22 protein-coding genes are annotated in these 24,819 nt (G+C 61.0%); 12 read left to right on the forward strand and 10 right to left on the reverse strand.

The genetic code is table 11. The features are described from left to right. Positions 1-238 precede the first annotated feature (238 nt). The 4 genes from HU755_RS01860 to HU755_RS01875 are packed head-to-tail and all read right to left on the reverse strand — an operon-like array spanning position 239 to position 5,545. A complete protein-coding gene (locus tag HU755_RS01860) occupies positions 239-1,999 on the reverse strand; it encodes an ABC transporter ATP-binding protein (RefSeq protein WP_186622337.1) in 1,761 nt (586 codons plus the stop codon). Beyond that, positions 1,996-3,198, reverse strand: a complete 1,203-nt coding sequence (locus tag HU755_RS01865; protein WP_186630387.1) for a beta-glucosidase — start codon at positions 3,196-3,198, stop codon at positions 1,996-1,998. Before HU755_RS01865 ends, HU755_RS01860 begins: the two co-directional genes overlap by 4 nt. Beyond that, positions 3,198-4,388 carry a UDP-galactopyranose mutase gene (glf, locus tag HU755_RS01870; protein ID WP_186630388.1) on the reverse strand — a complete coding sequence of 397 codons (1,191 nt, stop codon included), beginning with the start codon at positions 4,386-4,388 and terminating at the stop codon, positions 3,198-3,200. Before glf ends, HU755_RS01865 begins: the two co-directional genes overlap by 1 nt. Beyond that, positions 4,376-5,545, reverse strand: coding sequence for a glycosyltransferase family 1 protein (locus HU755_RS01875; protein ID WP_186630389.1), 1,170 nt, complete (start codon positions 5,543-5,545; stop codon positions 4,376-4,378). The genes glf and HU755_RS01875 overlap by 13 nt, the downstream gene beginning before the upstream one ends. A 318-nt stretch (positions 5,546-5,863) precedes the next feature. Between HU755_RS01875 and galE the strand changes: the two genes are divergently transcribed. The 3 genes from galE (at position 5,864) to HU755_RS01890 (ending at position 10,268) form a co-directional block, all read left to right on the forward strand. Beyond that, complete coding sequence (gene galE, locus HU755_RS01880; protein WP_186630390.1) at positions 5,864-6,889, forward strand: UDP-glucose 4-epimerase GalE; 1,026 nt, start codon at positions 5,864-5,866, stop codon at positions 6,887-6,889. 319 nt (positions 6,890-7,208) lie between these two features. After that, positions 7,209-8,795, forward strand: a complete 1,587-nt coding sequence (locus HU755_RS01885; RefSeq protein WP_186630391.1) for an ABC-F family ATPase — start codon at positions 7,209-7,211, stop codon at positions 8,793-8,795. A gap of 285 nt (positions 8,796-9,080) precedes the next feature. Next, a complete protein-coding gene (locus HU755_RS01890) occupies positions 9,081-10,268 on the forward strand; it encodes an MFS transporter (protein WP_186630392.1) in 1,188 nt (395 codons plus the stop codon). Between the two features lie 129 nt (positions 10,269-10,397). Here the strand turns inward: HU755_RS01890 and HU755_RS01895 are convergent, their stop codons facing one another. Together HU755_RS01895 and HU755_RS01900 are read right to left on the reverse strand one after the other, a co-directional pair. Further along, positions 10,398-11,435, reverse strand: a complete 1,038-nt coding sequence (locus tag HU755_RS01895) for a dienelactone hydrolase (RefSeq protein ID WP_186630393.1) — start codon at positions 11,433-11,435, stop codon at positions 10,398-10,400. A 169-nt stretch (positions 11,436-11,604) separates the two neighbouring features. Next, positions 11,605-12,216, reverse strand: a complete 612-nt coding sequence (locus HU755_RS01900) for an FMN-dependent NADH-azoreductase (RefSeq protein WP_186630394.1) — start codon at positions 12,214-12,216, stop codon at positions 11,605-11,607. A gap of 125 nt (positions 12,217-12,341) precedes the next feature. On the opposite strand from HU755_RS01900, the gene HU755_RS01905 reads away from it, so the two are divergent. Next, complete coding sequence (locus tag HU755_RS01905) at positions 12,342-13,250, forward strand: LysR substrate-binding domain-containing protein (protein ID WP_186630395.1); 909 nt, start codon at positions 12,342-12,344, stop codon at positions 13,248-13,250. Beyond that, complete coding sequence (locus tag HU755_RS01910; RefSeq protein WP_186630396.1) at positions 13,247-13,606, forward strand: MmcQ/YjbR family DNA-binding protein; 360 nt, start codon at positions 13,247-13,249, stop codon at positions 13,604-13,606. Before HU755_RS01905 ends, HU755_RS01910 begins: the two co-directional genes overlap by 4 nt. A gap of 119 nt (positions 13,607-13,725) precedes the next feature. Here HU755_RS01910 and HU755_RS01915 read toward each other — a convergent pair whose 3' ends face one another. Together HU755_RS01915 and HU755_RS01920 are read right to left on the reverse strand one after the other, a co-directional pair. Beyond that, complete coding sequence (locus tag HU755_RS01915; RefSeq protein ID WP_186630397.1) at positions 13,726-14,154, reverse strand: DUF1294 domain-containing protein; 429 nt, start codon at positions 14,152-14,154, stop codon at positions 13,726-13,728. Then, the gene (locus HU755_RS01920) at positions 14,151-14,981 is read right to left on the reverse strand and encodes an undecaprenyl-diphosphate phosphatase (protein ID WP_186552439.1); all 831 of its coding nucleotides are present in this window, start codon (positions 14,979-14,981) and stop codon (positions 14,151-14,153) included. Before HU755_RS01920 ends, HU755_RS01915 begins: the two co-directional genes overlap by 4 nt. A 304-nt stretch (positions 14,982-15,285) precedes the next feature. Here HU755_RS01920 and HU755_RS01925 point away from each other — a divergent pair, with 304 nt between their 5' ends. From HU755_RS01925 to HU755_RS01945, 5 genes are all read left to right on the forward strand, one after another. After that, on the forward strand, positions 15,286-16,920 hold the full coding sequence (locus HU755_RS01925) for a methyl-accepting chemotaxis protein (protein WP_186622353.1): 1,635 nt from the start codon (positions 15,286-15,288) through the stop codon (positions 16,918-16,920). Between the two features lie 244 nt (positions 16,921-17,164). Further along, the gene (locus HU755_RS01930; protein WP_186630398.1) at positions 17,165-18,460 is read left to right on the forward strand and encodes an OprD family porin; all 1,296 of its coding nucleotides are present in this window, start codon (positions 17,165-17,167) and stop codon (positions 18,458-18,460) included. Between the two features lie 168 nt (positions 18,461-18,628). Beyond that, positions 18,629-19,783, forward strand: coding sequence for a MalY/PatB family protein (locus HU755_RS01935; protein ID WP_186630399.1), 1,155 nt, complete (start codon positions 18,629-18,631; stop codon positions 19,781-19,783). Between the two features lie 206 nt (positions 19,784-19,989). After that, positions 19,990-21,456: a nucleobase:cation symporter-2 family protein gene (locus tag HU755_RS01940; RefSeq protein ID WP_186630400.1), complete on the forward strand. Its 1,467-nt coding sequence runs from the start codon at positions 19,990-19,992 to the stop codon at positions 21,454-21,456. A 64-nt stretch (positions 21,457-21,520) separates the two neighbouring features. Continuing rightward, positions 21,521-21,994 (forward strand): LEA type 2 family protein, encoded by a 474-nt coding sequence (locus HU755_RS01945; protein ID WP_186630401.1) that lies wholly within the window; start codon positions 21,521-21,523, stop codon positions 21,992-21,994. A 167-nt stretch (positions 21,995-22,161) separates the two neighbouring features. Here HU755_RS01945 and HU755_RS01950 read toward each other — a convergent pair whose 3' ends face one another. Continuing rightward, positions 22,162-23,085 carry a carbon-nitrogen hydrolase family protein gene (locus tag HU755_RS01950; protein WP_186630402.1) on the reverse strand — a complete coding sequence of 308 codons (924 nt, stop codon included), beginning with the start codon at positions 23,083-23,085 and terminating at the stop codon, positions 22,162-22,164. 83 nt (positions 23,086-23,168) lie between these two features. Here HU755_RS01950 and HU755_RS01955 point away from each other — a divergent pair, with 83 nt between their 5' ends. After that, on the forward strand, positions 23,169-24,077 hold the full coding sequence (locus tag HU755_RS01955; RefSeq protein ID WP_186630403.1) for a LysR family transcriptional regulator: 909 nt from the start codon (positions 23,169-23,171) through the stop codon (positions 24,075-24,077). 4 nt (positions 24,078-24,081) lie between these two features. Here the strand turns inward: HU755_RS01955 and HU755_RS01960 are convergent, their stop codons facing one another. Next, entirely contained in the window at positions 24,082-24,336 is a 255-nt protein-coding gene (locus HU755_RS01960; protein ID WP_007917411.1) for a hypothetical protein, read from the reverse strand. 154 nt (positions 24,337-24,490) lie between these two features. On the opposite strand from HU755_RS01960, the gene HU755_RS01965 reads away from it, so the two are divergent. Further along, positions 24,491-24,808, forward strand: a complete 318-nt coding sequence (locus tag HU755_RS01965; protein WP_186630404.1) for a YqjD family protein — start codon at positions 24,491-24,493, stop codon at positions 24,806-24,808. Positions 24,809-24,819 lie beyond the last annotated feature (11 nt).

Below are 24,819 nucleotides of genomic sequence, written 5' to 3' on the forward strand. Positions count from 1 at the left end.
ACGCAATGGCTGTCGAGGCCCGCTGTTCAAAGTCGACTGCGTCCGCGATCCGCCCATTCCGCTGTCTCGACGGATGGCGTTTCACAGCGAAACGGCCGTATGCAAAGGTTTGCGGTCTCAAGGAGATGACCAGAAAATCGAGGAAAAACATCGGTTTTATTGTGCTGAAACCCGATGAGCGGTGAAGCACCCCGACCTGCCGACGAGCGCAGCGAAGCTGGCAAAACCAGCACAACCCTCAGCGCTCCTGCAACATCGCCTGCATCTGCCAGAGCGTGCGAAAGCGACCTTGGCGAAGGCGCAGTTCATCAGGCGGGCCGTCTTGCACAATCTCGCCTCGCTCCAGGACCAGCACCCGATCGAAGCTGGCAATGGTCGAGAGCCGGTGCGCCACCGCGAGCACCGTTCTGCCACGCATAAGATTGGTGAGGGCGCGCTGGATAATCGCTTCGGAATCCGAGTCCAGCGCCGACGTCGCCTCGTCGAGAATCAGAATCGGCGCGTCCTTGAGAAAGGCCCGGGCCAGACCCAGGCGCTGACGCTGGCCACCGGAAAGTGTCACCCCACGCTCACCGACCAACGTGTGATAGCCGTTGGGCAAGGCCTGCACGAACTCATCGCAGAACGCCTGCCGCGCGGCATCGATAATCTGCTGCTCCGTGGCGTGGGGCTGGCCGTAGCCGATGTTTTCCAGAATGCTGCGATTGAACAGAGCCGGCTCTTGCGGCACGACGGCAATCTGTCGACGCAAGCTGTCCTGGCTGACCGAACGGATGTCGCGGTCGTCGATAAGGATCACGCCGCTTTGCACGTCATCCAGGCGTTGCAACAAGCTGAGCAAGGTCGACTTTCCCGAGCCGGAGGTGCCGGCAATGCCAACGCTTTGCCCGGCCGCAATGTCGAGGAAGAAATGCTTGAACACCTGGCAGCCGTCCGGGTAGGCATAGCTGACGTCGAGCAGTTTGATGCTGCCGCGCGTCGGTGCCAGCTCGTGCGGCGTATCGCGCAGCTCGTGCGGTTGAGCGATGATCCCGAGCGTCTCGGCGATCACACCCATTTGCTGGCTGGTGTCGACCAGCGCCAACGCAAGGTCGCGCGAGCCGTGCAGGATGCGGAACGTCAGCGCGCTGACCATCACCACATCGCCCGCGGTGACTTCACCCTGGCGCCACAACAGGATCGCCCACCCCAGCATCGCGCCGGCCATGATCGACAGGCAGATATCGTGCAGCACCCGCGCCTTTTCCAGGTAAATCCAGCTGCGCCGATGCGCGCGGGCCTCCACGCCTATCTCGCGCTCCAGGCGCTGGCGTTCGCGTTCACGGCCGGAGAACGCCTTGATGGTCCAGACGTTGGACACCAGGTCGACGATCTCGCCACCGACGCGCGCCGACTGCGAGGCAAAAGCGATGTGGCGATTCCGGCCGCGCACGCCGACCACCGTGAGCAATGCCGCCACCAGCAACACGCAGACGATCAAGGCCAGCGCCATGGAATCGCGGACCGCAAACAACACCACCACCGCACCGAGAAAGTCCACACACGGCGGGACGATGCGCCACGCCAGACCACCGTAGACAACATCGGCGGCACCGCCCGCCGCGGCCACCCGGTTGGCCAACGACCCGCTGAAGTGCCGTTTGAAATAGCGCATCGGGTGGCCGGTCAGGTGATGAAAAAGATCCACGCGCAAATCCGCGCAACTGCCGACCACGGTGTGACAACCCACCCAGCCGCCCAGGCGCCACAGCACATTTTCGACAACGATCAACGCGATGAACAGGCTGAACGCGCGCCACACTTGCTCGGTCTGCGCGTCTCCGGCCATCGCATCGACGAGCATTTTCATGCCGTACTGCACCGCCACCGCACAACACGCAGCGCCAATCACCAGCGACAACATGGCGCTGAAATGAAACGGACGCACCCTGACGTAACGCCATAAAAATGCGCTGGCGGTGGCTGGCAATGGCGCGTCACGCAAGTGCTGAAAGTTCATCGCTGCCAACGCTCCCGCTGCCTGCCATCAACGCCGTGCGAACACGCGTTGATCTGCGCGTCAACCTGCGCAAGCTCGACGCACAACGGATGAAAACCTGCGCGCTCACCTTCGCCATCGGGATAGCCGAAGACGCCGGTGGGGCAATAACGGTCGTCATCCCAGCCTGGATAATCGAGAAACGGATACCAACAAATGCCTTGCACCGGCACCCCACGCTCGAGCGCCAACCGCACTTGATCGACGACATAACGCAGCCAGGGCACCCGCTCGAGATCCTCCGCCCCGGTTTCTGAAATCAGTAACGGTCGCTGGTAACGTTGATGCAGCTCTTTGAGCATGCCGGCCAGCGGGCGGTAATCCGGCTCACCGCGCTGGATCCGAGCCCCCTCGAAATACCACTGGTTATGCGGGTAAAAGTTCGCGCCGATGATGTCCAGGTAATGCTCTTGTCCGCCCAGTCCGGGCCATTGGCGCCCGGTGAGCAAATCCCAGGCTTCGAACTGTGCCAGCCGGTAGCGCTCGGCGTGTTCCCTGTCCTCGCTGCGCCGCGAAGCCGAGATGACGTTGATCAACGGGTCGCACTGCACGAACCGCGCAGCAGGCGCGTGCGCTCGGATCGCTTCGATCGCGGCGATGCTTGCTCGCACCAACTGGTGCTTGAGTTCTTGCCCGCGTCCCTGGGCGCCGGGGTTGAAATAACCGACGTCGCCCCCCGCCCAACTCCAGAACGATATCTCGTTGATCGGCGAGTAAAACGGCACGCTGACACCCTCGTCGATCATCAATCGCGCTACGGCCCCGGCGAACCGGGCGAAGTGCTCGACGAAGGACGGCTGCCAGATGTCCAGATGATCCGGGTAGCCGTAATGGCAGAGGTCCCAGACCACTTGCAATTGCCGGCCTTGCGCCGCTTTGAGCATCGGCAGAAAACTGCTCCAGTCGTAGCGACCCGGACTGCGCTCGATCAAGTGCCAGCGCAGTCCGTCCCGCGCGCAACGGATATTCAAATCGCTCAGATGCCGATAATCCCTGTCCGCCCATTGCGCATGGCCTGTGCTGCAGAGCAAGTCCAGACGCCGGCCATCCCGGCGCCGATGACTGGAACACTCGTAGCCGGCCATCACGAAGCTGTCGAAGAGCGTGCGATGCACACGCTCGGCGGGTTCGCGTCCGTCACCCTTCGACTGTGCCGTCATCAGGCGTCCAGCCCCGCTTCGGCCGGCAACGCTGCGCTCTGCGCTTCGATATCGCGGTACAGCGCGAGCGCCTGCCCGACGACCTGATCCATGTTGTAGTACTTGTAGGTGCCCAGGCGACCGAGAAACGTCACGTTCGGCGTTTGCTCCGCGAGCGCCCGATAGCGTTTGTACAACTCGGCATTTTCAGGCCGTGGCACGGGGTAATAGGGATCGCCGTCGTCACAGGGAAATTCGTAACTGATGCTGGTACGCGGATGAGTCTGCCCGGTCAGATGTTTGTACTCGGTGATGCGCGTGTACCGCACCTCGGGGTCGGGAAAATTGACCACCGCCACCGGTTGATAGCGTTCCTGCTCCAGCGTCTGGTGTTCGAAGCGCAACGAACGATAGGGCAAGCGACCCAACTGAAAATCGAAATATTCATCGATCGGCCCGCAGTAGATAACGTGCCTGAACTTCACGGCATGGCGCACTTGCTTGAAGTCGGTGCTCAACAGCAGATCGATTCGCGGATGATCGATCATCCGCTCGAACATCCGCGTGTAACCGTCCCGGGGCATGATCTGGAACGTGTCGGTGAAATAACGATCGTCTTCATTGGTGCGAGTCGGCACCCGCGAGGTGACCGACTTGTCCAGCGCCGAAGGATCGAGCCCCCACTGCTTGCGGGTATAGCCGCGAAAGAATTTTTCATACAGTTCGCGACCGATCTGGTTGACCACCACGTCCTCGGAGGTGCGAATCGTCGCCACCGGTTCCGCGCGCTCGGCCAGAAATTGTTCGGCCTGTGCCGACGTCATCGACAAACCGTAGAGCGCGTTGAGCGTCGCCAGATTGATCGGGATCGGCAGCAACTGACCGTCAACCTTCGCCAGCACCCGGTGCTCGTAGGGGCGCCACTGGGTGAAGCGCGACAGGTAGTCGACGATGCGCTGGGCGTTGGTATGAAAAATGTGCGGACCGTATCGGTGCACCAGCAGGCCAGCCGCATCGTAGTGGTCGTAGGCGTTGCCGGCGATGTGATCGCGACGATCGATCAGCAACACTTGGCGACCGAGACCTTCGGCCAGCCGTTCGGCGATGACACTGCCGGCAAACCCGGCACCCACGATAAGGTAGTCATAGGCACCGTCTGCGCCTTGGCGGGATGGGCCCGATCGGGCGGCTTCAAGGGTTATCTGAGGCATTCGATCTGCTCCTTCATGAAACGGCAGGTGTTGTCCCAAGACATGCCATCAATGGCCGCGTTGGCTTTTTGCAGAAATTCGTCGGTGCCTTTGAGCGCCAACGCGCGTTCAATGGCTTCGATGAACGCCTCGGCCGTGCCCGCGATGAACACGGCGCCGCTTTGCCCGTAGCCGCTGATGACGTCGTGGATCGGCGTCGACACCACCGGGCAGCCGCCGGCCAGATATTCCGGGGTTTTGGTCGGGCTGATAAAACGCGTGGAAGCGTTGAGCGCGAACGGCATCAGCGCCACGTCCCAACCGCTGAGATACGCCGGCAGCTCGGCGTATTGCCTGGCGCCCAGGTAATGAATGTTCGGCCGTTGCGGCAGCGTCTGCGGGTCGATCTTGACGACCGGCCCGACCAACACGATTTGCCAGTCGGCACGCCGCTGTGCCACTTGCTCGATTAATTCGATATCGAAACGCTCGTCAATGACGCCAAAAAAACCCAGGCGTGGCCGCGCGATCGGCGCCTGATCCGCCGGTTCCGACAAGGCCTGGCGCGCTACCGCAAAGTGCGCGATATCGACACTGCTGGGCACCGGGTAAGCGTTGCCATGCTGGCGTTGCTTGACCTCCCACAAACTGACGCCGCCGGTGAACACGACGTCCGCCCTGCCCATCAATAGCCGTTCCATGTCGATCAGTTGCGCCGGTGCGCCCTTGAACGCCGACAACTCATCCATGCAGTCGTAGACCGTGACCTGAGCGTCCAGGTGATCAGTAAAAGCCAGGCTCATCGGCGTGAAATACCAGAGCAGAAGCTCGCCCTGCGCGCGTCCGGCCAGCAACTGGTCAAGCAAACTGCGCTGCGCCTGCACGACGGCTTCAGGACTCAAGCCCTCGGGCATGTGCGGGACCACCACCTGGATTCCTTCTGCCGGGGTCGAGGTGTCCAGCCAGGGCGTATCGCCAGGCGAAATCACCGGTTCTTCAAAGAAGATCACGTCGTAGTTTTTCGCCAGACGCGACATCACGTGCTGCGGTCGCTGGAAGACAAAACCCCAGCGCAAGTGAGACAGGCACACCAGTGTGGGTCGAAGCTGTGGCGACAGTTCGACAACATTTTGTGCAGTGAGAATCGGCGACTGTTCAGGTTGTTCGGCAAGGTTCATGGCATGGCCCTTATCAAGAGAAGGAAAGACGGCTCAAGGTCGAGCCATCGGGCCGTAACACCCGTGAAACAACGGGTGTCCGGCATCTCTCGATGAGTCCGTACGGCTCTTGAAACTTGGAAACACGGCGTTCACAAGGCGTTCAAAAGATCCGTGATCGAAGCCGATGAACTGCACATACCGGCTGGCCAACCGGTTTGAACTCCGCACTCAAAGTGCCCCCCTACCCTTCAACAGGCAACGTTGCTGCTGCCGCTGCGACGGCGGCAAATCAACGAAACAGCCAGCGAAAAAATCATCGTGATTGAGGGCGGGCGCATGATCTTGATAACGGGCGGTGCGGGATACATCGGTGCGCACGTCGCACTGGAGCTGATGAACAAAGACGAGGACGTGCTGATTCTGGACAACTTGTGCAACAGCCGACGTTCAGCCATCGACCGCATCAGTACGCTGGCCGGCAGGCGGCCCGGATTCGTCCAGGGCGATGTGCGAAACCGGCACTTGCTCGATACGCTGCTGCGCGATTACCCGGTCGATGCGGTGGTGCATTGCGCCGGACTCAAGGCCGTCGGTGAAAGCGTGCATGAGCCGTTGCGCTACTACGACAATAATGTCGGCGGCAGCCTGACCCTGTGCCAGGCGATGGCCCAGGCTGGGGTGTTCACGCTGGTGTTCAGTTCATCGGCAACGGTGTATGGCGACTGCACGACGATGCCGATCAACGAATCGTGTGCCACCGGGCAACCGACCAATCCCTACGGGATGTCGAAACTGATGGCGGAGAACATCATGAAAAGTGTCGCCAGCTCCGATCCGCGCTGGTCCATCGGCCTGCTGCGTTACTTCAATCCGATCGGCGCGCATCCCTCAGGTCTTCTGGGCGAGGCGCCACTCAACCAGCCGAATAATCTGCTGCCTTATCTGCTGCAGGTTGCGAGTGGGCAACGCGAGGCTTTATCTGTGTTCGGTACGGACTACGCAACGCCGGACGGGACCGGCGTGCGCGATTACATCCATATCGTTGACCTGGCGCAGGGACATACCTGCGCCCTTGAGGCGTTGGGTCAACGCAGCGGGGTGAATATCTGGAATCTCGGAACGGGACGCGGCTATTCCGTTCTGGAACTGGTCAGCGCCTTTGAACGGGTGAGTGGCGTGCCGATTCCGCTGGCGTTCAAGGCGCGCCGGCCGGGCGATGTGACCTGCTGCTGGGCAGACCCGCAAAAAGCCGCCGATGAATTGGCCTGGCGCGCGCGCCACTCGTTGGAAACAATGCTCGCCGACGCGTGGCGCTGGCAATGCAACCAGCTGCAAACCGAGTGGGTTCAACAGGCCAATTGAAACCCGCGTTGCCCTGAGGCGGGTCGCACCGCCCGCCCGCGCAAGACCGCCCGCTGCCTGCCATCGCCGGTGGCGGGCGATGGCTTGTCGCGTCGCCATACAACTGCCTTCTTGATTATGCGACAATGCGCGCAATGTCCAACATGATCCCCGCATGCATCGCTCAGCAGCCTGGCCACCACGGCCAAAGGTTGCTGGCGGCGCATGCGCGTTGGCTCAACTCAAGCTCAGACTGGGCGGAGCCGGAAAAGCTCCAGATTGGTATCAAGTCGGTATCAGGCACATATGACCAGCTCTAAACCATTGATAGGTAAGGTAATTGATCTCCACAGCTAACATCACGATGCAGTTCGGCGCCAAGCCGCTCTTCGAAAACGTTTCGGTCAAATTCGGCGCGGGCAATCGCTACGGCCTGATCGGCGCCAACGGTTGCGGCAAGTCGACCTTCATGAAAATCCTCGGTGGCGATCTCGATCCGTCCGGCGGTCAGGTCATGCTCGAGCCGAACGTGCGTCTGGGCAAGCTGCGCCAGGACCAGTTCGCCTACGAAGAATTCACCGTGATCGACACCGTGATCATGGGTCACGAAGAGCTGTGGAAGGTCAAGGCCGAGCGCGATCGCATCTACTCGCTGGCGGAAATGTCCGAAGAAGACGGCATGGCCGTCGCCGAGCTGGAAACCGAATTCGCCGAGATGGACGGCTACACCGCCGAATCCCGCGCCGGCGAACTGCTGCTGGGTCTGGGCATTCCACTGGAACAGCATTTCGGCCCGATGAGCGAAGTCTCGCCAGGCTGGAAACTGCGTGTGTTGCTGGCGCAGGCACTGTTCTCCGATCCGGAAGTGCTGTTGCTCGACGAACCGACCAACCACCTGGACATCAACACCATTCGCTGGCTGGAAAACATCCTGACCCAGCGTAACAGCCTGATGATCATCATCTCCCACGACCGTCACTTCCTGAACAGCGTGTGCACGCACATGGCTGACCTGGATTACGGCGAGCTGCGTCTGTTCCCAGGCAACTACGACGAGTACATGACCGTGGCGACCCAGTCCCGCGAGCAATTGCTGTCGGACAACGCCAAGAAAAAAGCGCAGATTACCGAACTGCAATCGTTCGTCAGCCGCTTCTCGGCCAACGCCTCCAAAGCCAAGCAAGCCACCTCCCGCGCCAAGGCGATCGACAAGATCCAGCTGGCCGAGGTCAAGCCTTCCAGCCGCGTCAGCCCGTTCATTCGTTTCGAGCAGAACAAGAAGCTGCACCGTCAGGCAGTCATGGTCGAAAAAATGGCCAAGGGTTTCGATGGCAAGCCGCTGTTCAAGGACTTCAGCTTCCAGGTTGAAGCCGGCGAGCGCGTCGCGATCATCGGCCCGAACGGTATCGGCAAAACCACCCTGCTGCGCACCTTGGTCAACGAACTGACCCCGGATGCCGGTAGCGTGAAATGGACCGATGCTGCGGAACTGGGCTACTACGCTCAGGACCACGCCCACGACTTCGAAGACGACGTGACGCTGTTCGACTGGATGGGCCAATGGACTCAGGGCGAGCAGATGATTCGCGGCACCCTGGGCCGCATGCTGTTCTCCAACGACGAGATCCTCAAGTCGGTCAAAGTCATTTCCGGTGGTGAGCAAGGTCGCATGCTGTTCGGCAAGCTGATCCTGCAAAAGCCGAACGTGCTGATCATGGACGAACCGACCAACCACCTGGACATGGAATCGATCGAGGCGCTGAACCTGGCGCTGGAAAACTATCCGGGCACGCTGATCTTCGTCAGCCACGACCGTGAGTTCGTATCGTCCCTGGCCACGCGCATCATCGAGCTGAGCCCGAACGGCGTGACCGACTTCAGCGGCACTTATGACGACTACCTGCGTAGCCAGGGCGTCGTGTTTTAAGGGCAGCTTTTAGTTTCAAGCTGCAAGCTGCAAGTTGAAAGCCCTGTCCCTGGTGACGGGGCTTTTTTGTATTCGGCGTTGTTGATCGTTCCCATGCTCCGCGTGGGAATGCAGCCCGGGACGCTCCGCGTCCCAACAGCGGACGCAGAGCGTCCATGGAGGCGTTACCACGCAGAGCGTGGGAACGATCATCGTTAAGGCGAAGTAGTTAGCCTGCTTTCCTTTATCCCAAGCCCGCGCCATGATGTTCACAACTCTCACACCGCCGCCCGCGAACGAGTTCCCATGTCTGTGCAGCAGCCGCCATCACAAAGCTCTCTGGCGATCACCCTGCAGATCGTCTCCATCGTTTTCTATACCTTTATTGCCTTTCTCTGCATCGGTTTGCCGATTGCGGTGTTGCCCGGCTATGTGCATGAGCAACTGGGTTTCAGCGCGATCGTTGCCGGGCTGGTGATCGGTTCGCAGTACCTCGCTACCCTGCTCAGCCGACCAATGGCCGGGCGTATGTCGGACACGCTCGGCACCAAACGGGCGATCATTTATGGCTTGTGGGGGATTGTCCTCAGTGGCGCGCTGACGCTGCTCTCGACGTTGTTGCAAAGCTTTCCCCTGACCAGCCTGTTGATTCTCATTGCAGGGCGCTTGCTGCTTGGCATCGCCCAAGGTCTGATCGGTGTTGGCACCATCAGTTGGTGCATGGGCCAGGTCGGTGTCGAGCACACAGCCAAATCCATCGGCTGGAACGGCATCGCCTCTTACGGCGCAATTGCCATTGGCGCGCCGCTGGGCGTGGTGATGGTCGCCGAATACGGTTTTGTCAGTCTGGGGATTGCCTTGTCGGCGTTGGCGGCGGGGGCATTGTGGTTGATCCGCAATAAGCCATCGGTGCCGGTGATTCGTGGCGAGCGCCTGTCGTTCTGGACTGTGTTCGGCAAGATTGCGCCGTATGGCCTCAGCCTGACGCTAGCCTCGATTGGCTACGGCACGCTGACCACGTTCATTACGCTTTATTACCTCAACCGTGGCTGGACCGGCGCGGCCTACTGCCTGACCGTATTTGGCGCGTGTTTCATTCTGTCGCGGCTTTTGTTTATCTCGGCGATTGCCCGGTTCGGTGGGTTTGCTTCGGCCATCGTCTGCATGACGGTGGAAACCGTCGGACTGGTGATGCTGTGGCTGGCGCCCTCCACCGCTTATGCGCTGATTGGCGCGGGATTGGCGGGGTTTGGCCTGTCGCTGGTTTATCCTGCGCTGGGCGTTGAAGCAATCAAGCAAGTGCCGAGTTCCAGTCGTGGGTCGGGACTGGGCGCTTATGCGGTGTTCTTCGATCTGGCGCTGGCAATTGCCGGGCCGTTGATGGGCGCGGTGGCGTTGAATCTGGGGTATTCGTGGATCTTCTTCAGCGCGGCGATGTTGTCGGTAGCCGGGTTGGGCCTTACCCTCCTGCTCAAGCGCCGCGCTACTTCTTGACACCAACGATCCCCATTGTAGGAGTGAGCCTGCTCGCGATAACGGTGTGTCAGTTGATAAATGTGCTGACTGACACGACGCTATCGCGAGCAGGCTCACTCCTACATGGGATAGGTGGTGGCAATCAGATTATTGATCCGCCGTCTGCATGCCCGCCCGCGTTGGTTGGCCCAGCGCATGGGCGAAGAAGCGTCCGGCTTCGGAGATCAGGTTGCGGTGGATGTCCTGGCGGTCAACGCCATCGGCATCGGTGCACAGCGCCGGCATGGCGAGGATCTGCTCGGCGGTGCACGGCGCCATGAAGACAAAGTGCCCTGCACCGGCGAGCAATTTGAAATCCGGCGCCGTCGGCAGTTTGCGCGCCAGCGCGGCGGCGTTTTTGTCGAAGGCGACCAGTTTGTCGCCATCGCCGCTATAGAGCAGCACCGGCACATGCACATCGGCCAGGGTATGCCGGCCGAATTTCAGGCTCAACGGCGCCATCAGCAGTAACGCATGCACGCGCGGGTCGGCCACCGGCTGCAAATCATCGCGGTCGACAATCAGTTCGCCCTGGGTGTTGCAGGCGTCATGGTCATCCGGCCGCTCCTGGCAGTAGCGGCGCAAGCGATCCAGGTCCGGCTGCGCCCCCGACAGGATCAGCGCCGTCTCGCCGCCCGCCGAATAACCGATCACACCGACCTGGTCAGCGTTGACGTAGGGCGCGAGCATGGCATCGCCGAGGGTCGCAGTGATTGCCGCAGAAATCTGGATTGGACGCCCATAAAGATTGCTCAAGGTGCCAAGTCGACTGTGGTCACGCGAGTTGTCGCCGGGGTGAATCACGGCCACCACCACAAAGCCCTTGCGCGCCAGCGATGTGGCGAGGTCGTGCAGCGCCAGCGGTGTGCCGGTGTTGCCGTGAGACAACATAAGCATTGGAAAGCGGCCAATGGCGACTTTGCTGTCTTCGCCGGCCTCGACCGAGTAGCCCTCAAGCAGACTCAGGTGCTCGCGGTCGCTGGACGGATAAAACGCAATGGCACGCATCGGTTGCAGATCCAGCGGATCGAGCACGGTCATTTCGTGGTAGCCAACGCTCCAGACAGGGTGCCGCCCCGGCGCAGCCTGCACTGAATTCAGGCCGCCCAGCAGGCAAATCAGTAACGCTGCACAAAGACGCATCATCGGATGCCCCACCCTGTTGGACGTAATCGCCGGATGTACTGGAACTGCATAACCTGGGCCAGATTATGTAACAGCCAGAAACAAAAAACTCCGTATTCGGCCCTTGCGGAACCAGAATACAGAGTTTTTGGCGACTTACCTGAACAATGGCTGTTCCTTTACGCATGCCTTACGCGGCGGCGAACAACTGCTCAATGATGGTGGCCTGAGCGGCGCTCATCGCGTTGTTGCGGACTTCTTCGCCATAGGCCAGGCCTTCGGCGCGGACGATTTCGATGTCGGTGATGCCGAGAAAGCCCAGCACCAGCTTCAGGTATTCTTCGTGAGCGATGCCGCTGGCCTGCCCGGCGTGGATGCCGCCAGACGTGGACACGATCACCACTTTCTTGCCACCGCACAGGCCTTCGGGGCCGGCTTCGGTGTAGCGGAAGGTCTGGCCGGCAACCGCGACACGGTCGATCCACGCCTTGAGTTGGGTCGGCACGGTGAAGTTGTACATCGGTGCGGCGATCACCACGGCGTCGGCTGCGATGAACTCGGCCAGAGTGGTGGCGCTCAGTTCGGCTTCATGCTGCTGTGCCGCATCGCGCAGTTCAGCGCTGGTGCCGGCGGCGACCAGGGTGGTCGACGAAAAGTGGCTGATGGCGTCAGCGGCCAGATCGCGGTAAGTCACTACAGCGCTTGGCTCGGCGGCCTGCCAAGCTTTGACCACTTCGCGGCTCAACTGACGGGAAGCCGAGTTGTCGCCCAGAATGCTCGAATCGATATGCAGCAGTTTCATGTGGAATCTCCTGGAATGAATCGCCGGTGGCGGCGCAATGGAGACAATCCTACGCAAGAAACCAATGGATGATTAGCCGCCAACAATGCGATAGTTCGTCCTACTGATAGAACAGCGGAAATCCCATGCAAGACCTCAACGATCTCTACTATTTCGCCAAAGTCGTCGAGGCCGGCGGCTTTGCGGCGGCGGGCCGCTTGCTGGGCATACCCAAATCACGATTGTCGCGGCGCATTGCCGAACTGGAAGAACGCCTCGGTGCGCGTCTGCTGCAACGCACCACCCGGCAGCTCAACCTCACCGCCGTGGGCGAGCGCTATCTGCGTCACTGTCAGGCAATGCTGCTCGAAGCGGAAATGGCTGACGAGGCGGTGGCGAGCATGTCCAGCGAGCCGCGCGGGCGCTTGCGGGTGTCCTGTCCGACCGGTCTGGCCCATGAGATGTTGCCGGCGGTCATCAGCGATTTCCTCGGCAAGTTTCCGCAGGTTCAACTGGAGGTCGTCCTGCTCAATCGGCGGGTCGATCTGGTGGGCGAAGGCTTTGATGTCGCGTTGCGCGTGCGCGAACACGGTGACGAGGACCCGTTGCTGGTCACACGGCGTCTGCGTCAGGCGCAAATGGTCGTGGTGGCCAGTCCGGCTTTTTTACAGGGCCGCACGATCGTTCATCCGCAAGACCTCAAGCACCTGCCCGTGCTGGGCGCTCTGGAGGCAGATCGCATGGTGCATGTGCGCTTACTCGATGAGCAGGGCCACAGTTTCGAGCTGAACATGGAAGCCCGCCTGGGGATCGATGACTTTGTCGTGCGCAAGGCCTGCGTCCTCGCTGGCCAGGGCTTTACCCTGCTGCCGATGATGTATTGCGAAACCGAACTGCATAACGGCACGCTGGTGCAGATGCTGCCCGACTGGTCGTTGCCCGGTGGCTGGTTGCAGGCGGTGTACCCGCATCGACGCGGGGTGATGCCGGCGGTGCGCGCCTGGATCGACCACTTGGTCGAGTCGTTCAATGCCTGTGGGGAGCGGTTGTTATGAGCAAGGGAAAAATGAACGAAGCCGACGTCGCGGCATTTTGTCTGGCTTTGCCGGGTGCGCGGGAGGATTACAAGTGGGGCGGCGTGCGCGTCTTTTCGATTGCCGGCAACAAAATGTTTGCCTTGCAGGGACTGCGCGGGGATTCGTTGGCGTTCAAGGTCGACAAGGATCTGTTCCTCGGCCATTGCGACCGCCCGGGCATTCACCCGGCGCCGTATCTGGCGCGGGCGCAGTGGATCATCATGCACCCGCCCTACCCGCTGGGCGCCGAGGAATTGCAGGGCTTGTTGCAGCGCTCGCATCAGCTGGTGGTGAGCAAGTTGCCGAAGAAGACCCGCATCGGCCTGCTCCTGTAAACACACTGCCACTGTGGGAGCGAGCCTGCTCGCGAATGCGGTGTGTCAGGCGGCTCATAATCGAACATGAAATCGTCTTCGCGAGCAGGCTCGCTCCCACAGGAGATTGATGGCGGCTGTTAAATCAGGGTCAACAGGCTGGAGCCGAGGAATAACTGGTCAATCCAGAACACCTGATGCAGCAGCACAATCACCCAGAACAGAATCTGAAACGACACCTTGCGCGTCTTGTGCCGCAATACCTGCTGGGCGATCAGTGCGCCCGGCCAGCCGCCGGCCAGTTCAACTGCATGCAGGATGTTTTCCGGGGTGCGCCAGGCGTCGGCGCGCGCCTTGCGTTTGTCGGACCAGTACAGGAAAAACGCCAGCACGCTGACGATCCCGTACGCCGCGAGGGGCAGCAGGGAAATCCCCCGCAGCCACATCGACACTGAGCCGAACAACGGCAAGGCGCAAACCCCCAGCAGCACCAGCAGCTTGAGTTTCAGGTGCTGAATGTTGCCACTGGAAGGTCGGCCCTCAGGGCGACGTCCACGGGAATCGCTCATGGCTTGACCGCCGTCCAGTCCACCCAGCCGAACTGCCAGGTGGCGAGTATCACCAGGCCGAACACGATCCGGTACCAGGCAAACGCTGCATAACTGTGGTTGGCGATGAACTTGAGCAGGCCACGCACGGCGATCATCGCGAAAATGAACGCGGTGACGAAACCGATGGCAAACACCGGAAAGTCCGCCGGCACGAACAACTCGCGATATTTGTAGCCGGAATACACCGCCGCGCCGACCATGGTGGGCATGGCGAGGAAAAACGAGAACTCGGTCGCGGTCTTGCGCGACAGGCCGAACAGCAGCCCGCCGATGATCGTCGAGCCGGAGCGCGAAGTGCCCGGAATCATTGCCAGGCATTGCGCAAAACCGACTTTCAGTGCGTCTTGCCAGGTGATCTCATCGACCGTTTCGGCATGCACTTCGTGCTGGCGCTTTTCCGCCCACAACATGATGACGCCGCCGACCACCAGGGCCGCCGCCACGGTAATCGGGTTGAACAGGTATTCGTGGATCAGGTCGGCGAAGATTACGCCCAGCACCACCGCCGGCAGGAACGCGATCAGCAGGTTGGCGGTGAAACGCCGAGCGCCCGGCTGAGTCGGCAGCCCTACCACCACATCGAAAATCTTGCGGCGAAACTCCCAGACCACCGCGAGAATCGCGCCGAGCTGAATAATGATGTTGAAGGCCATGGCCCGTTCGCCGCCGAAGTTCAGCAAGTCAGCGACGATGATCTGGTGTCCGGTACTCGAAATGGGCAAAAACTCCGTCAGCCCTTCTACAACTCCCAGTATCAATGCCTGCAAGGCGGTCCAAAGATCCATCAATCCCCCAGAGAGCGATGCACGCCGGCATGCCCCGATAGTATTTTTTTACGTTCACTGCGTTCAGCGTAGCTTGAAAAAGCTGTACCGATTCCGCGCGCACAGGATCCACACGAAACGGTAAAAATTCCGTGAAATATCAATTTGCATTCAGGTTTTCACGCGCGGGGCCGAAATCCTAACAGACAAGCCTTAATAGCGCTGCGGCGTTATACGACTTGGGTCGCGTATGCCCGATCGGCAAAAGCTGATTGGATGCTCGCGGTTGTTTATTACAAGAACAAGAATCCGGAGTGACAGCGTTATGAACAGCTTGCGCAGTGTGTCGATCAGCCGACGCTTGTGGCTCATCTTGATAGTGGCGGTGGTCATGTTATTGACCTTGGGCGTGTTAATGCTCAAGCAGATCCACGAAGACCTGTATCACGCCAAAGCCCAGAAAACCGAACATGTGGTGCAGACCGCCAGCGGTTTGCTGACCTACTACCACGGCCTGCAAACCGCCGGCACCCTGAGCAAGGAAGCCGCGCAGACACAGGCGCTGACCGCGATCCGTGGCTTGCGCTACGACCAGAGTGACTATTTCTGGATCAACGACCTCACCCCCGTGATGGTCATGCACCCGACCAATCCCAAACTTGAAGGCCAGAATCTTTCGGCGATTCGCGACCCGGACGGTTTTGCGGTGTTCAACGAAATGGTCGCCATCGCCAAGGCCAAGGGCGCTGGCATGGTCAATTACCGTTGGCCGAAACCGGGCGCCACCGACCCGGTGGCGAAGACGTCCTACGTCAAGTTGTTCGAACCGTGGGGCTGGGTGATCGGGTCCGGGGTTTATGTGGATGACGTGCAGGCGGAGTTTCAGGATCAGATGATCAAGGCTTCGGCCATCGGCCTGGCGATTGCGCTGATCATGGCGCTGCTGGTGATTCTGATTGCGCGCAGCATTGTCCGTCCGCTACAGGAAACCGTGAACGCCATGGCCAACATCGCCAGCGGTGAAAGCGACCTGACGCGCAGCCTCGATACCCATGGCAAGGACGAGGTCACGGAACTGGCCCATCACTTCAATGCCTTTACCGCCAAGCTGCGTCGGGTCATCGGCGAACTGCAAGTGTCGGCCAGCGCGCTGGGCCAGTCCTCCAGCGAACTGGGCAACGATGCCTCCCAGGCCCAGCAACGCAGCCAGCAGCAATCGCAGCAAATGGAGCTGGTCGCCACGGCGATCAACGAAGTCACCTATGGCGTGCAGGATGTTGCCAAAAACGCCGAGCATGCTGCTGCGGAAATGCGCGATGCCGAAGCGCAGGCGCAACAGGGCCAGATCAATATCGATGGCAGCTTGCAGCAGATCGACAAGCTGTCCGGCACCATTGATCAAGCGGTTGAAGTGATTCGCACCCTGGCCGCTGAAAGCACCCAGATCGGCAGTGTGCTGGAGGTGATCCGCTCGATTGCCGAGCAGACCAACCTGCTGGCGCTCAACGCCGCGATCGAAGCCGCGCGGGCCGGCGAGCAAGGTCGCGGTTTTGCCGTAGTGGCGGACGAAGTGCGCTTGCTGGCGCAGCGTACGCAAAAGTCGACCGCCGAGATCCAGTCGATGATCGAGCGCCTGCAGAATCATTCAGAGGCCGCGGTGAAGGTGATCAGCGACAGCAGCAAAGCCTCGCAACTGACCATCGAACAGGCGGGGCTTGCCGGTGCGAGCCTCAATGCCATCGGCCAGGCGTTACGTAACCTCAATGGCCTGAATGCTTCGATTGCCAGCGCCACCCTGCAACAGGCGCACGTGGTCGAGGACATCAACCAGAACGTCACCCAGGCCGCCGGACTTTCCCACAGCACGGCCATCGCCGCGGAGCAATCGAGCGCTGCCAGCGTGCGCCTGGGCCAACTGAGCGAACAGCTCAACGGCCTCCTGCGCCAGTTCCGCGTCTGACCCGGACTGCGGGAGTGATGCTTGTTTGCGATTGCGGTGTGTCAGCCAGCATTTCCGTTGCCTGACACACCGCCTTCGCGAGCAGGCTCGCTCCCACACTGGGTTCTGCGTCGGGCAGATCATCTCAATCCAGACACAAATCCCGGCGCGGGCCTGATGGAGTCAAGTCAGCACATCCGCTCAATCCCCTCGCCTGCCATTGCTCGATCATCGCGGTTACCTCCACTGCCGCTGGCCACTGATCATGATCGACCGTGTCTCCATGCACCTCACGCTGCTTGCGCTGTTCTGCGGGGTGAACGCAACCGCGCACGCCAGCGGCTTTTTCGACGATGCCAGCGGCGAAGTGCTCAGTCGCAATTTTTATCTGAACAACGACTACCGCTCCCCCTCAGCCAGCGGAAAAAACTATAAACAGGAATGGGCACAAGGCTTTATCGGGGCTTTCTCATCCGGTTTCACTGCCGGTACGCTTGGGTTCGGCCTCGATGCACACGCTTTTTCCGGCGTGAAGCTGGACGGCGGCAAAGGTCATTCCGGGACCGGGTTGCTGCCGGTCGACAGCGACGGGCGCAGTGCGAGCAATTACGCCAGCGCCGGTGGTGCGCTGAAACTAAAGGCCTCGCGCACTACCCTCGCCTTTGGCGAAATGACCGTGGAAACCCCGGTGTTCGATACCTCGGACAAACGCCTGCAACCGGAGTACGCCAGCGGTTTTCTGCTGAGCAGCCAGGAGATCGACAACGTCAATTTGCAGGCCGGACACTTCACTGCATTCAAGAACCAGGACAGCGCTTCGGGCAAAGGCGATTTTTACGGTTACGGCGCCAGCACCGAGCACGGTGCGATCAGTTTTGTCGGCGCCGACCTGTTTGCAGACCGTCCGCTGGGCGGCGCACTTTACGCCGCCGAATTGACCGACACCTGGCATCAGTACTACGGCAACCTGCACTTCAAACAATCGGGTCTGCTGATCGATGCCAACCTCTACCACACCCGCGATACCGGACAAGCCCTGGCCGGTGCGATCGACAACACCGCTGTCAGCCTGTCTGGTAAATACGCCTTCGGCCCGCACGCGGTGATGCTCGGCTGGCAACGCATCCACGGCGACACGCCGTTCGATTTCGTCGGTGGCGACTCGATCTACCTCGCCAACTCGATCAAGTACGCTGATTTCAACGGTGCCAACGAGCGCTCCTGGCAGGCGCGCTACGACCTCAATTTCGGCACCTTTGGCCTCCCCGGTCTCACCTTCATGACCCGCTACGTCGCCGGCAGCCACATCGACGGCACCCACGCGCCCAAGGGCGGCGCCTACAACCCGTTTGATGCTGACAGTGGCGAGTACCAGCCGCAGCAAGGCAAAGACGGCAAGCACTGGGAGCGCGATATCGACGTTAAGTACATCGTTCAGTCGGGGCCGGCAAAGGACTTGTCGGTACAGCTCTCGCATGTTTCCCATCGCGGCAACGAGGCGCAGGCCGGCGATGATATTGACCGTCTTTATGTGGTGGTTCAGTACCCGCTGGGGTTCTGAGGGCATCCACCCTGCATCGCCGGGCGGACCGGCTGAATTGCGCGTCACCAAAGGCCGAAAAATCGAGAATTACATTGCCCCCGCCGCCATGGAACCTGCAGGCTCGCTCCGGCAGGGTCATGGGCTTATCATGGCGCCCATGAATAACCCGCCTTCACGAGACCGCGCATGACTTTCGATTTTGATCAGCTGTTCGACCGCCACCACACCGGCAGCACCAAGTGGAGCCGCTACCCGGCCGATGTGCTGCCAATGTGGGTCGCTGACATGGATTTCGCCGCGCCGCCAGTGGTGATCGAAGCCTTGCAACAGCGTCTGCTGCACCCGTTGCTCGGTTACAGCGTGGCTCAGGACAACCTGCGTGAAGCGATCGTCGCCGATCTCTGGAACAAATACGCCTGGCAGGTCAAGCCACAGGAACTGATCTTCCTGCCCGGCGTCGAGTCCGGTTTCAACATGGCGCTCAAGGCGCTGGTGCAGGCGCCGCAGAATGTCGTGGTGCAGGTACCGAACTACCCGCCGCTGCGCCACGCGCCGGGGCATTGGGGCCTGAACAAGGTTGAACTGCAATTCCTGGCGCAGGCCGATGGCACCTATGCCACGCCACTGGATGTGCTGCGTGAATCGCTGAACGGTGGCGGCGCGCTGCTGCTGAGCAACCCGCACAACCCGATCGGCAAGGTGTTCGGCCGCGAGGAACTGCAAGCGGTAGCCGACATTTGCGTGGCGCAGGACGCGTGGATCATCTCCGACGAAATCCACGCCGAACTGTGTTTCGACGGGCGCGTGCACATTCCTACTGCGTCGCTGAGCCCGGAGATTGCCCGGCGCACGATCACGCTGATGTCGGCGAGCAAGGCCTACAACATCGCCGGCCTGAAAACTTCGTTCATGATCATTCAGGACGCCGCCCTGCGCGAACGCGTCAACCATGCCCGTTGCGGCATGGTCGACAGCGTCAATCCACTGGGCATGGAAGCCACCCGCGTGGCTTACAGCGAAGCCGGGCCGTGGCTTGCGGCGCTTAAAACCTATCTGCAGGCCAACCGTGACTGGCTGGTGGACGCGGTGCGCAGCCGCCTGCCGGGCGTGACCCTGAATGCGCCGCAAGGCACCTATCTGGCGTGGCTCGATTGCTCGGCACTGGACCTGAGCAATCCGCAGCAGTTTTTCCTGGAGCAGGCCAAGGTCGGCCTCAGCCCGGGGGTGGACTTCGCCGATCAGAGCCAGCAGTTCGTGCGCCTGAACTTCGGTTGCCCGCGTGCCCTGCTGGAAGAAGGGATTACGCGGATGGAGCGGGCTTTGGCGCAGCGCGCTCGCTAGCCCCAGGCCTTCAATCTCTGCTGGCGATAGTCGCGCAATTCGCGCTATCGCCAGCACGCTGGCTTCCGCCGTTGCTTTGCCTAAGCGCGGCGCCGAATAAAACCTGACCTTTCAGGCAGTTATTGCTCGTTGCCCTCGCCGCCCGCTTGCGGCATCCTGCGCCTCCATTTTCTGACCCGGCCGCGCTTTGTGGCACGCACCTCACCATGACCGCCTCTGATAAAGCCCCGCGCAACAACGATCTGATCTACGGCCTCAACGACCGTCCGCACCTGACCGCCACCGTGTTTGCGGCGTTGCAGCACGTGCTGGCGAGTTTCGTCGGCATCATCACCCCCACCCTGATCATGGGCGGCGCCCTCGGCCTGCAGAGTGAAATCCCCTACCTGATCAGCATGGCGCTGTTCGTCTCGGGCCTGGGGACGTTTGTCCAGGCCAAGCGCTTCGGCCCGGTCGGTTCGGGGCTGCTGTGTCTGCAAGGCACCAGTTTTTCCTTTATCAGCGTCATTCTCAGCGCCGGGTTCATGGTCAAGGCGCGTGGCGGCGGCACCGACGAAATCCTCTCGACAATCTTTGGCGTGTGCTTTTTCGCGGCGTTCATTGAAGTGGTGCTCAGTCAGTTCATCGGCAAGCTGCGCATGCTGATTACCCCGGTGGTCACGGGGACGATCATCACGCTGATGGGCCTGTCGCTGATCAAAGTCGCCATGACCGACATCGCCGGCGGCTTCGGCGCGGCGGATCTGGGCGCGGCCAGCCATATAGCCCTGGCGGCGCTGGTGATTGGCACCATCGTGGTGCTGAACCGCGTCGACGTGCCGTTCCTGCGGCTGGGCGCGATCGTCATCGGCCTGACCCTCGGCTACGGGGTCGCGTGGTTGATGGGCACGGTGGATTTCGCCTCGATGCCGGAAGTACCGCTGGTCAGCGTGCCCGTGCCGTTCAAGTACGGTTTCAACTTCGACTGGGTCGCGTTCGTCCCGGTGGCCGTGATTTTCCTCGTCTCGCCACTGGAGGCGGCGGGTGATCTGACCGCCAACTCGATGATTTCCCGGCAACCGGTGAAAGGGCCGCTATATATTCGGCGGATCAAGTCGGGGCTGCTCGCGGACGGCCTGAACTCGGCGATGGCCGCGGTGTTCAACAGCATGCCGATGGTCACGTTCGCGCAAAACAACGGCGTGATTCAGCTGACCGGCGTCGCGAGCCGTTACGTTGCCTTCTTCATCGCCGGTCTGCTGGTGCTGCTGGGGCTGTTCCCGATGATTGGCGCGGTGCTGCAACTGATGCCCAAACCCGTGCTCGGCGGCGCTGAACTGGTGATGTTCGGCACCGTGGCCGTGGCCGGGATCAAGATTCTAGCCGAGGCTGGCCTGCATCGGCGCAACATGCTGATCGTAGCGATTTCCCTTGGCATGGGCCTGGGCATTGCTGCCGTACCTGAGGTGCTGCGTGAGTTGCCGCAAGCGCTGCGCAACATCTTCGAATCGCCGATCACCGTCGGGGCGTTGTGCGCTATCGTGCTGAACATCTTCCTGCCAGAAGAATTCATCGAGCTGGAGGAAGACGATTTCGACCCGGAAGCCTCTATTCTTCAAGTCATGGAAAATCCGGACATGCCGGCCAAAGGTGAACCTGCCCCACCGGCGGCTGTCGCACAGTTGAACCGCTGACTCCGGGCCTCGACAAAAAGAGCTGCACCGGCAACGGTTCGGCCCTTTTTTCGAGAGAGTGTTTATGCGCCGCGTCCACGCCGTCATCCTGTCGCTACTGCTGCTGTCGCTCAGTGCCTGCGCGCTGTTTCCCCATCGCGATCCGGTGAACATCAACGTGGTTGGCCTCGAACCGCTGCCGAGCCAGGAACTGGAGGTGCGCTTCGCCATCAAGCTGCGCGTGCAGAATCCCAACGAAACCGCCATCGACTACAACGGCATCGCCCTGGATCTGGAAGTCAACGGCCGTTCGCTGGCGTCGGGTGTGAGCGATCAGAGCGGCTCGATCCCACGTTTTTCGGAAACCGTGGTGACGGTCCCGGTCAGCGTTTCGGCGTTTTCGGTACTGCGCCAGACGTTGGGCCTGAGCCAGACGCAAAGCCTCGACAATCTGCCCTACGTGCTACGCGGCAAACTGGCGGGTGGGTTGTTTGGCACGATGCGGTTTACCGATAGCGGCAAGCTGAGTTTGCCCAAGGCCAGTGCTGCGACCTGGTAGCCAGTCGCGCACACATCTGAGCGGTCTACTCCTGATCGTGGAAGCCACACAAACCATTGTAGGAGTGAGCCTGCTCGCGATAGCGGTGTGTCAAGCGATAAAGATTTATCTGATAAACCGATATCGCGAGCAGGCTCACTCCTACAGGACCTTCCTCAGCCTTAGGATTAGGTGTTGAAACGCACCCCCGGCTTGGCCCGTTCATCGACGGACAACTCAAACACATCCGGCCGCGCATAATGTCCGACCACGTCATAGTCGTAGCGGGCACGGATCAGTTCGTCGGTGTCTATTTCAGCGGTCAGCAGCCCCGCCTCACCGCGCAGTGGCCCGGCCAGCACATCGCCCATCGGCCCGACGATCAGGCTGCCGCCGGCGATCAAGGGGCGATCCGCAGGCCAGTTGGCAATCTCCACGCCCAGCTCATTGGGCGACGCCTGCACCTGACAGGCGCTGACCACAAAGCAGCGCCCCTCGTGGGCAATGTGGCGCATGCTCACTTGCCACATCTCGCGCTCGTCCACGGTCGGTGCGCACCAGATTTCGACCCCCTTGGCGTACATCGCCGTGCGCAGCAAAGGCATCATGTTTTCCCAGCAGACCACCGCGCCCAGCTTGCCGACCTGGGTGTCGAGCACCGGCAGGGTCGAGCCGTCGCCCTTGCCCCAGATCAGCCGCTCGGTGCCGGTGGGCATGAGTTTGCGGTGTTTGGCCACCAGTCCGGCGTGCGGATCGAAGTACAGCGCCGTGCAATACAAGGTGCTGCCGGCGCGTTCGATCACACCGATCACCAGATTGGCCCCGGTGCGGGCTGACAGCCCCGCCAGCGCTTCGGTTTCTGCGCCAGGCACATCAATGGCATTGGCGAAATACCGCGCATAGGCCTCGCGCCCCTCGGGCAAGCGATAGCCCAGTTGCGTGCCGAACCCCTCGCCTTTCGGATAACCACCGAGCAGCGCTTCGGGCATCACCACAAGCGCGGCGCCGGATTCGGCGATGGCGTTCTCCCAGTCGAGGATCTGTTCCAGGGTTTCGCCTTTACCACCGGGCAAGGCGCCGATTTGCAGCGCGGCGACGATTGATTTGGGCATTGCGGTACTCCATCAGGTTCAGAGGTTGCCGATTCTGCGGCGCCACGCGATCATGAATAAAGACCGAATCACTGCTGAATGATATGAGCCAAATGAATATCGCCGACATCGATCTCAACCTGCTGAAAGTCTTCGAAGCGCTGCATGAAGAATCCAGTGCCAGCCGCGCCGCGCTGCGCCTGGGTGTGACGCAATCGGCGGTCAGCGCGGCGCTGCGGCGTTTGCGCGAGGTTTATGGCGATCAGTTGTTCGTGCGCACCGGTCGCGGCCTGGCGCCGACGCTGCAAGCCAATCAGTTGAAACCGGTGGTCAGCGAGGCGCTGAACAAATGTCGGCAAAGCCTGGCGATGGTCGATCCGACGGCGCAAGCGTACGACGGTCGTTCGATCACGATTGGTCTTTCGGATGATTTCGAAATCGCTTACGGCCGACGCCTGATCGAGGCAATCGCCCGCCACGCGCCGAAACTGCGGCTGATTTTTCGCCAGACCCACAGCCAGATCGTTGCCCGTGCCCTGATGGAGCGCAGCATTGACCTGGCAATCACCGCCGGTGGCTTTGCCGAGCGTCTGCTCAGCCGGCAGGTGTTGGGCGAAGGCGGATACGCCTGTCTGGTCGACGCCGACAGCTTGGCGTCCGGCCAGGAGGACATCGGCTTGCAAGAGTTTGTTGCCCGCGAGCACATTCTGGTGTCGTCCGGCGGGTTTATCGGAATTACCGATGAAGGATTGGCCGCGCTGGGCCTGAGTCGACGGGTGTGCGCCTCGACCACGCATTTTGCCGCGCTGCCGTATTTGCTCAAGAGCAGTCGGGCCGTGGCGACGATTCCCGCGCACGCGGCCGCAAGCATCGCGGCGCTCAGCGGCCTGGCGCTGTTGCCCTGCCCGCTGAAGCTGCCGCGCTATCCGATCGAATTGGGCTGGCGCACCAGCACGCAGGTCGATCCGCTGGTGGTCAAGGTCCGCGAGGCGATTGCCGCGACGTTTGCCTGAAGCGCTACTTGTTCGCGGCCATCAGTCGATTGACTTCACTGCGCACCATGTTGGCAAATTCCGGTGGTGACATGCCGTCCAGCTCGGCACGGACCCACTCGGCCCATTTGCCCTTGCGCTTGCCGCGCTCGCCAAACAACCGCGCGGCTTCGCCTTTGGCCTTGCCCAGATTGTTTTGCCAGAGTTCGAACAGACGGGATTTCTCATCTTCCAGCGCGGCGCGCTCGGCGAGGGATTTGTCGGCCAGATTGAAACTCATGGGGAATTATCCTGCTGCGTAAAATGACGACATCTTACACGCTCGACAGAAATCTCCCGCGCAGGTTTTTATGCGTGGGCTAAATTACGTGCAACTTTTCGCCCCGCGCCACACTCCATTAGTCACTGTCCATTCACCTGCAAGGAGTCACCCAATGGCCCGCAAATCCGCCGCGCAAGCCGCTGAAGAGCAAATCAAGGATCAAGCCTTCAGCGAGCTTCAGGCCCTGATCGAAGAATCGGACAAACTGCTCAAAAGCAGCGCCTCGCTGGTCGGCGAAGAAGCGGAAACGCTGCGCGCACAAATCACCCTGAAACTGCAGCAGGCGCTGGACTCGGTGTCCAGCGTGCGTGATCGCACCAAGCCGGCGGTCGAGGCCACTGAGAATTATATCGGCGGGCATCCGTGGCAGACCGTGGCGATCTCTGCCGGGTTCGGTCTGGTAGTGGGATTGTTGCTCGGGCGTCGTTGAGTCTGGCGTAG

The sequence above is a fragment of the Pseudomonas sp. SWRI111 genome (assembly GCF_014268555.1).
Lineage (GTDB): Bacteria > Pseudomonadota > Gammaproteobacteria > Pseudomonadales > Pseudomonadaceae > Aquipseudomonas > Aquipseudomonas hamedanensis.

Bases quoted from the DNA above. Each gene is read 5' to 3' on its own strand.
- HU755_RS01935 (WP_186630399.1), top strand. From the start codon at position 18,629: ATGACTTTCGATTTTGATCAGCTGTTCGACCGCCACCACACCGGCAGC.
- HU755_RS01960 (WP_007917411.1), bottom strand. From the start codon at position 24,336: ATGAGTTTCAATCTGGCCGACAAATCCCTCGCCGAGCGCGCCGCGCTG.
- HU755_RS01905 (WP_186630395.1), top strand. From the start codon at position 12,342: ATGCAAGACCTCAACGATCTCTACTATTTCGCCAAAGTCGTCGAGGCC.
- HU755_RS01890 (WP_186630392.1), top strand. From the start codon at position 9,081: ATGTCTGTGCAGCAGCCGCCATCACAAAGCTCTCTGGCGATCACCCTG.
- HU755_RS01965 (WP_186630404.1), top strand. From the start codon at position 24,491: ATGGCCCGCAAATCCGCCGCGCAAGCCGCTGAAGAGCAAATCAAGGAT.
- HU755_RS01955 (WP_186630403.1), top strand. From the start codon at position 23,169: ATGAGCCAAATGAATATCGCCGACATCGATCTCAACCTGCTGAAAGTC.
- HU755_RS01920 (WP_186552439.1), bottom strand. From the start codon at position 14,981: ATGGATCTTTGGACCGCCTTGCAGGCATTGATACTGGGAGTTGTAGAA.
- galE (WP_186630390.1), top strand. From the start codon at position 5,864: ATGATCTTGATAACGGGCGGTGCGGGATACATCGGTGCGCACGTCGCA.
- HU755_RS01910 (WP_186630396.1), top strand. From the start codon at position 13,247: ATGAGCAAGGGAAAAATGAACGAAGCCGACGTCGCGGCATTTTGTCTG.
- HU755_RS01945 (WP_186630401.1), top strand. From the start codon at position 21,521: ATGCGCCGCGTCCACGCCGTCATCCTGTCGCTACTGCTGCTGTCGCTC.
- glf (WP_186630388.1), bottom strand. From the start codon at position 4,388: ATGCCTCAGATAACCCTTGAAGCCGCCCGATCGGGCCCATCCCGCCAA.
- HU755_RS01940 (WP_186630400.1), top strand. From the start codon at position 19,990: ATGACCGCCTCTGATAAAGCCCCGCGCAACAACGATCTGATCTACGGC.
- HU755_RS01860 (WP_186622337.1), bottom strand. From the start codon at position 1,999: ATGAACTTTCAGCACTTGCGTGACGCGCCATTGCCAGCCACCGCCAGC.
- HU755_RS01950 (WP_186630402.1), bottom strand. From the start codon at position 23,085: ATGCCCAAATCAATCGTCGCCGCGCTGCAAATCGGCGCCTTGCCCGGT.
- HU755_RS01895 (WP_186630393.1), bottom strand. From the start codon at position 11,435: ATGATGCGTCTTTGTGCAGCGTTACTGATTTGCCTGCTGGGCGGCCTG.
- HU755_RS01865 (WP_186630387.1), bottom strand. From the start codon at position 3,198: ATGACGGCACAGTCGAAGGGTGACGGACGCGAACCCGCCGAGCGTGTG.
- HU755_RS01915 (WP_186630397.1), bottom strand. From the start codon at position 14,154: ATGAGCGATTCCCGTGGACGTCGCCCTGAGGGCCGACCTTCCAGTGGC.
- HU755_RS01930 (WP_186630398.1), top strand. From the start codon at position 17,165: ATGATCGACCGTGTCTCCATGCACCTCACGCTGCTTGCGCTGTTCTGC.
- HU755_RS01900 (WP_186630394.1), bottom strand. From the start codon at position 12,216: ATGAAACTGCTGCATATCGATTCGAGCATTCTGGGCGACAACTCGGCT.
- HU755_RS01925 (WP_186622353.1), top strand. From the start codon at position 15,286: ATGAACAGCTTGCGCAGTGTGTCGATCAGCCGACGCTTGTGGCTCATC.
- HU755_RS01875 (WP_186630389.1), bottom strand. From the start codon at position 5,545: ATGAACCTTGCCGAACAACCTGAACAGTCGCCGATTCTCACTGCACAA.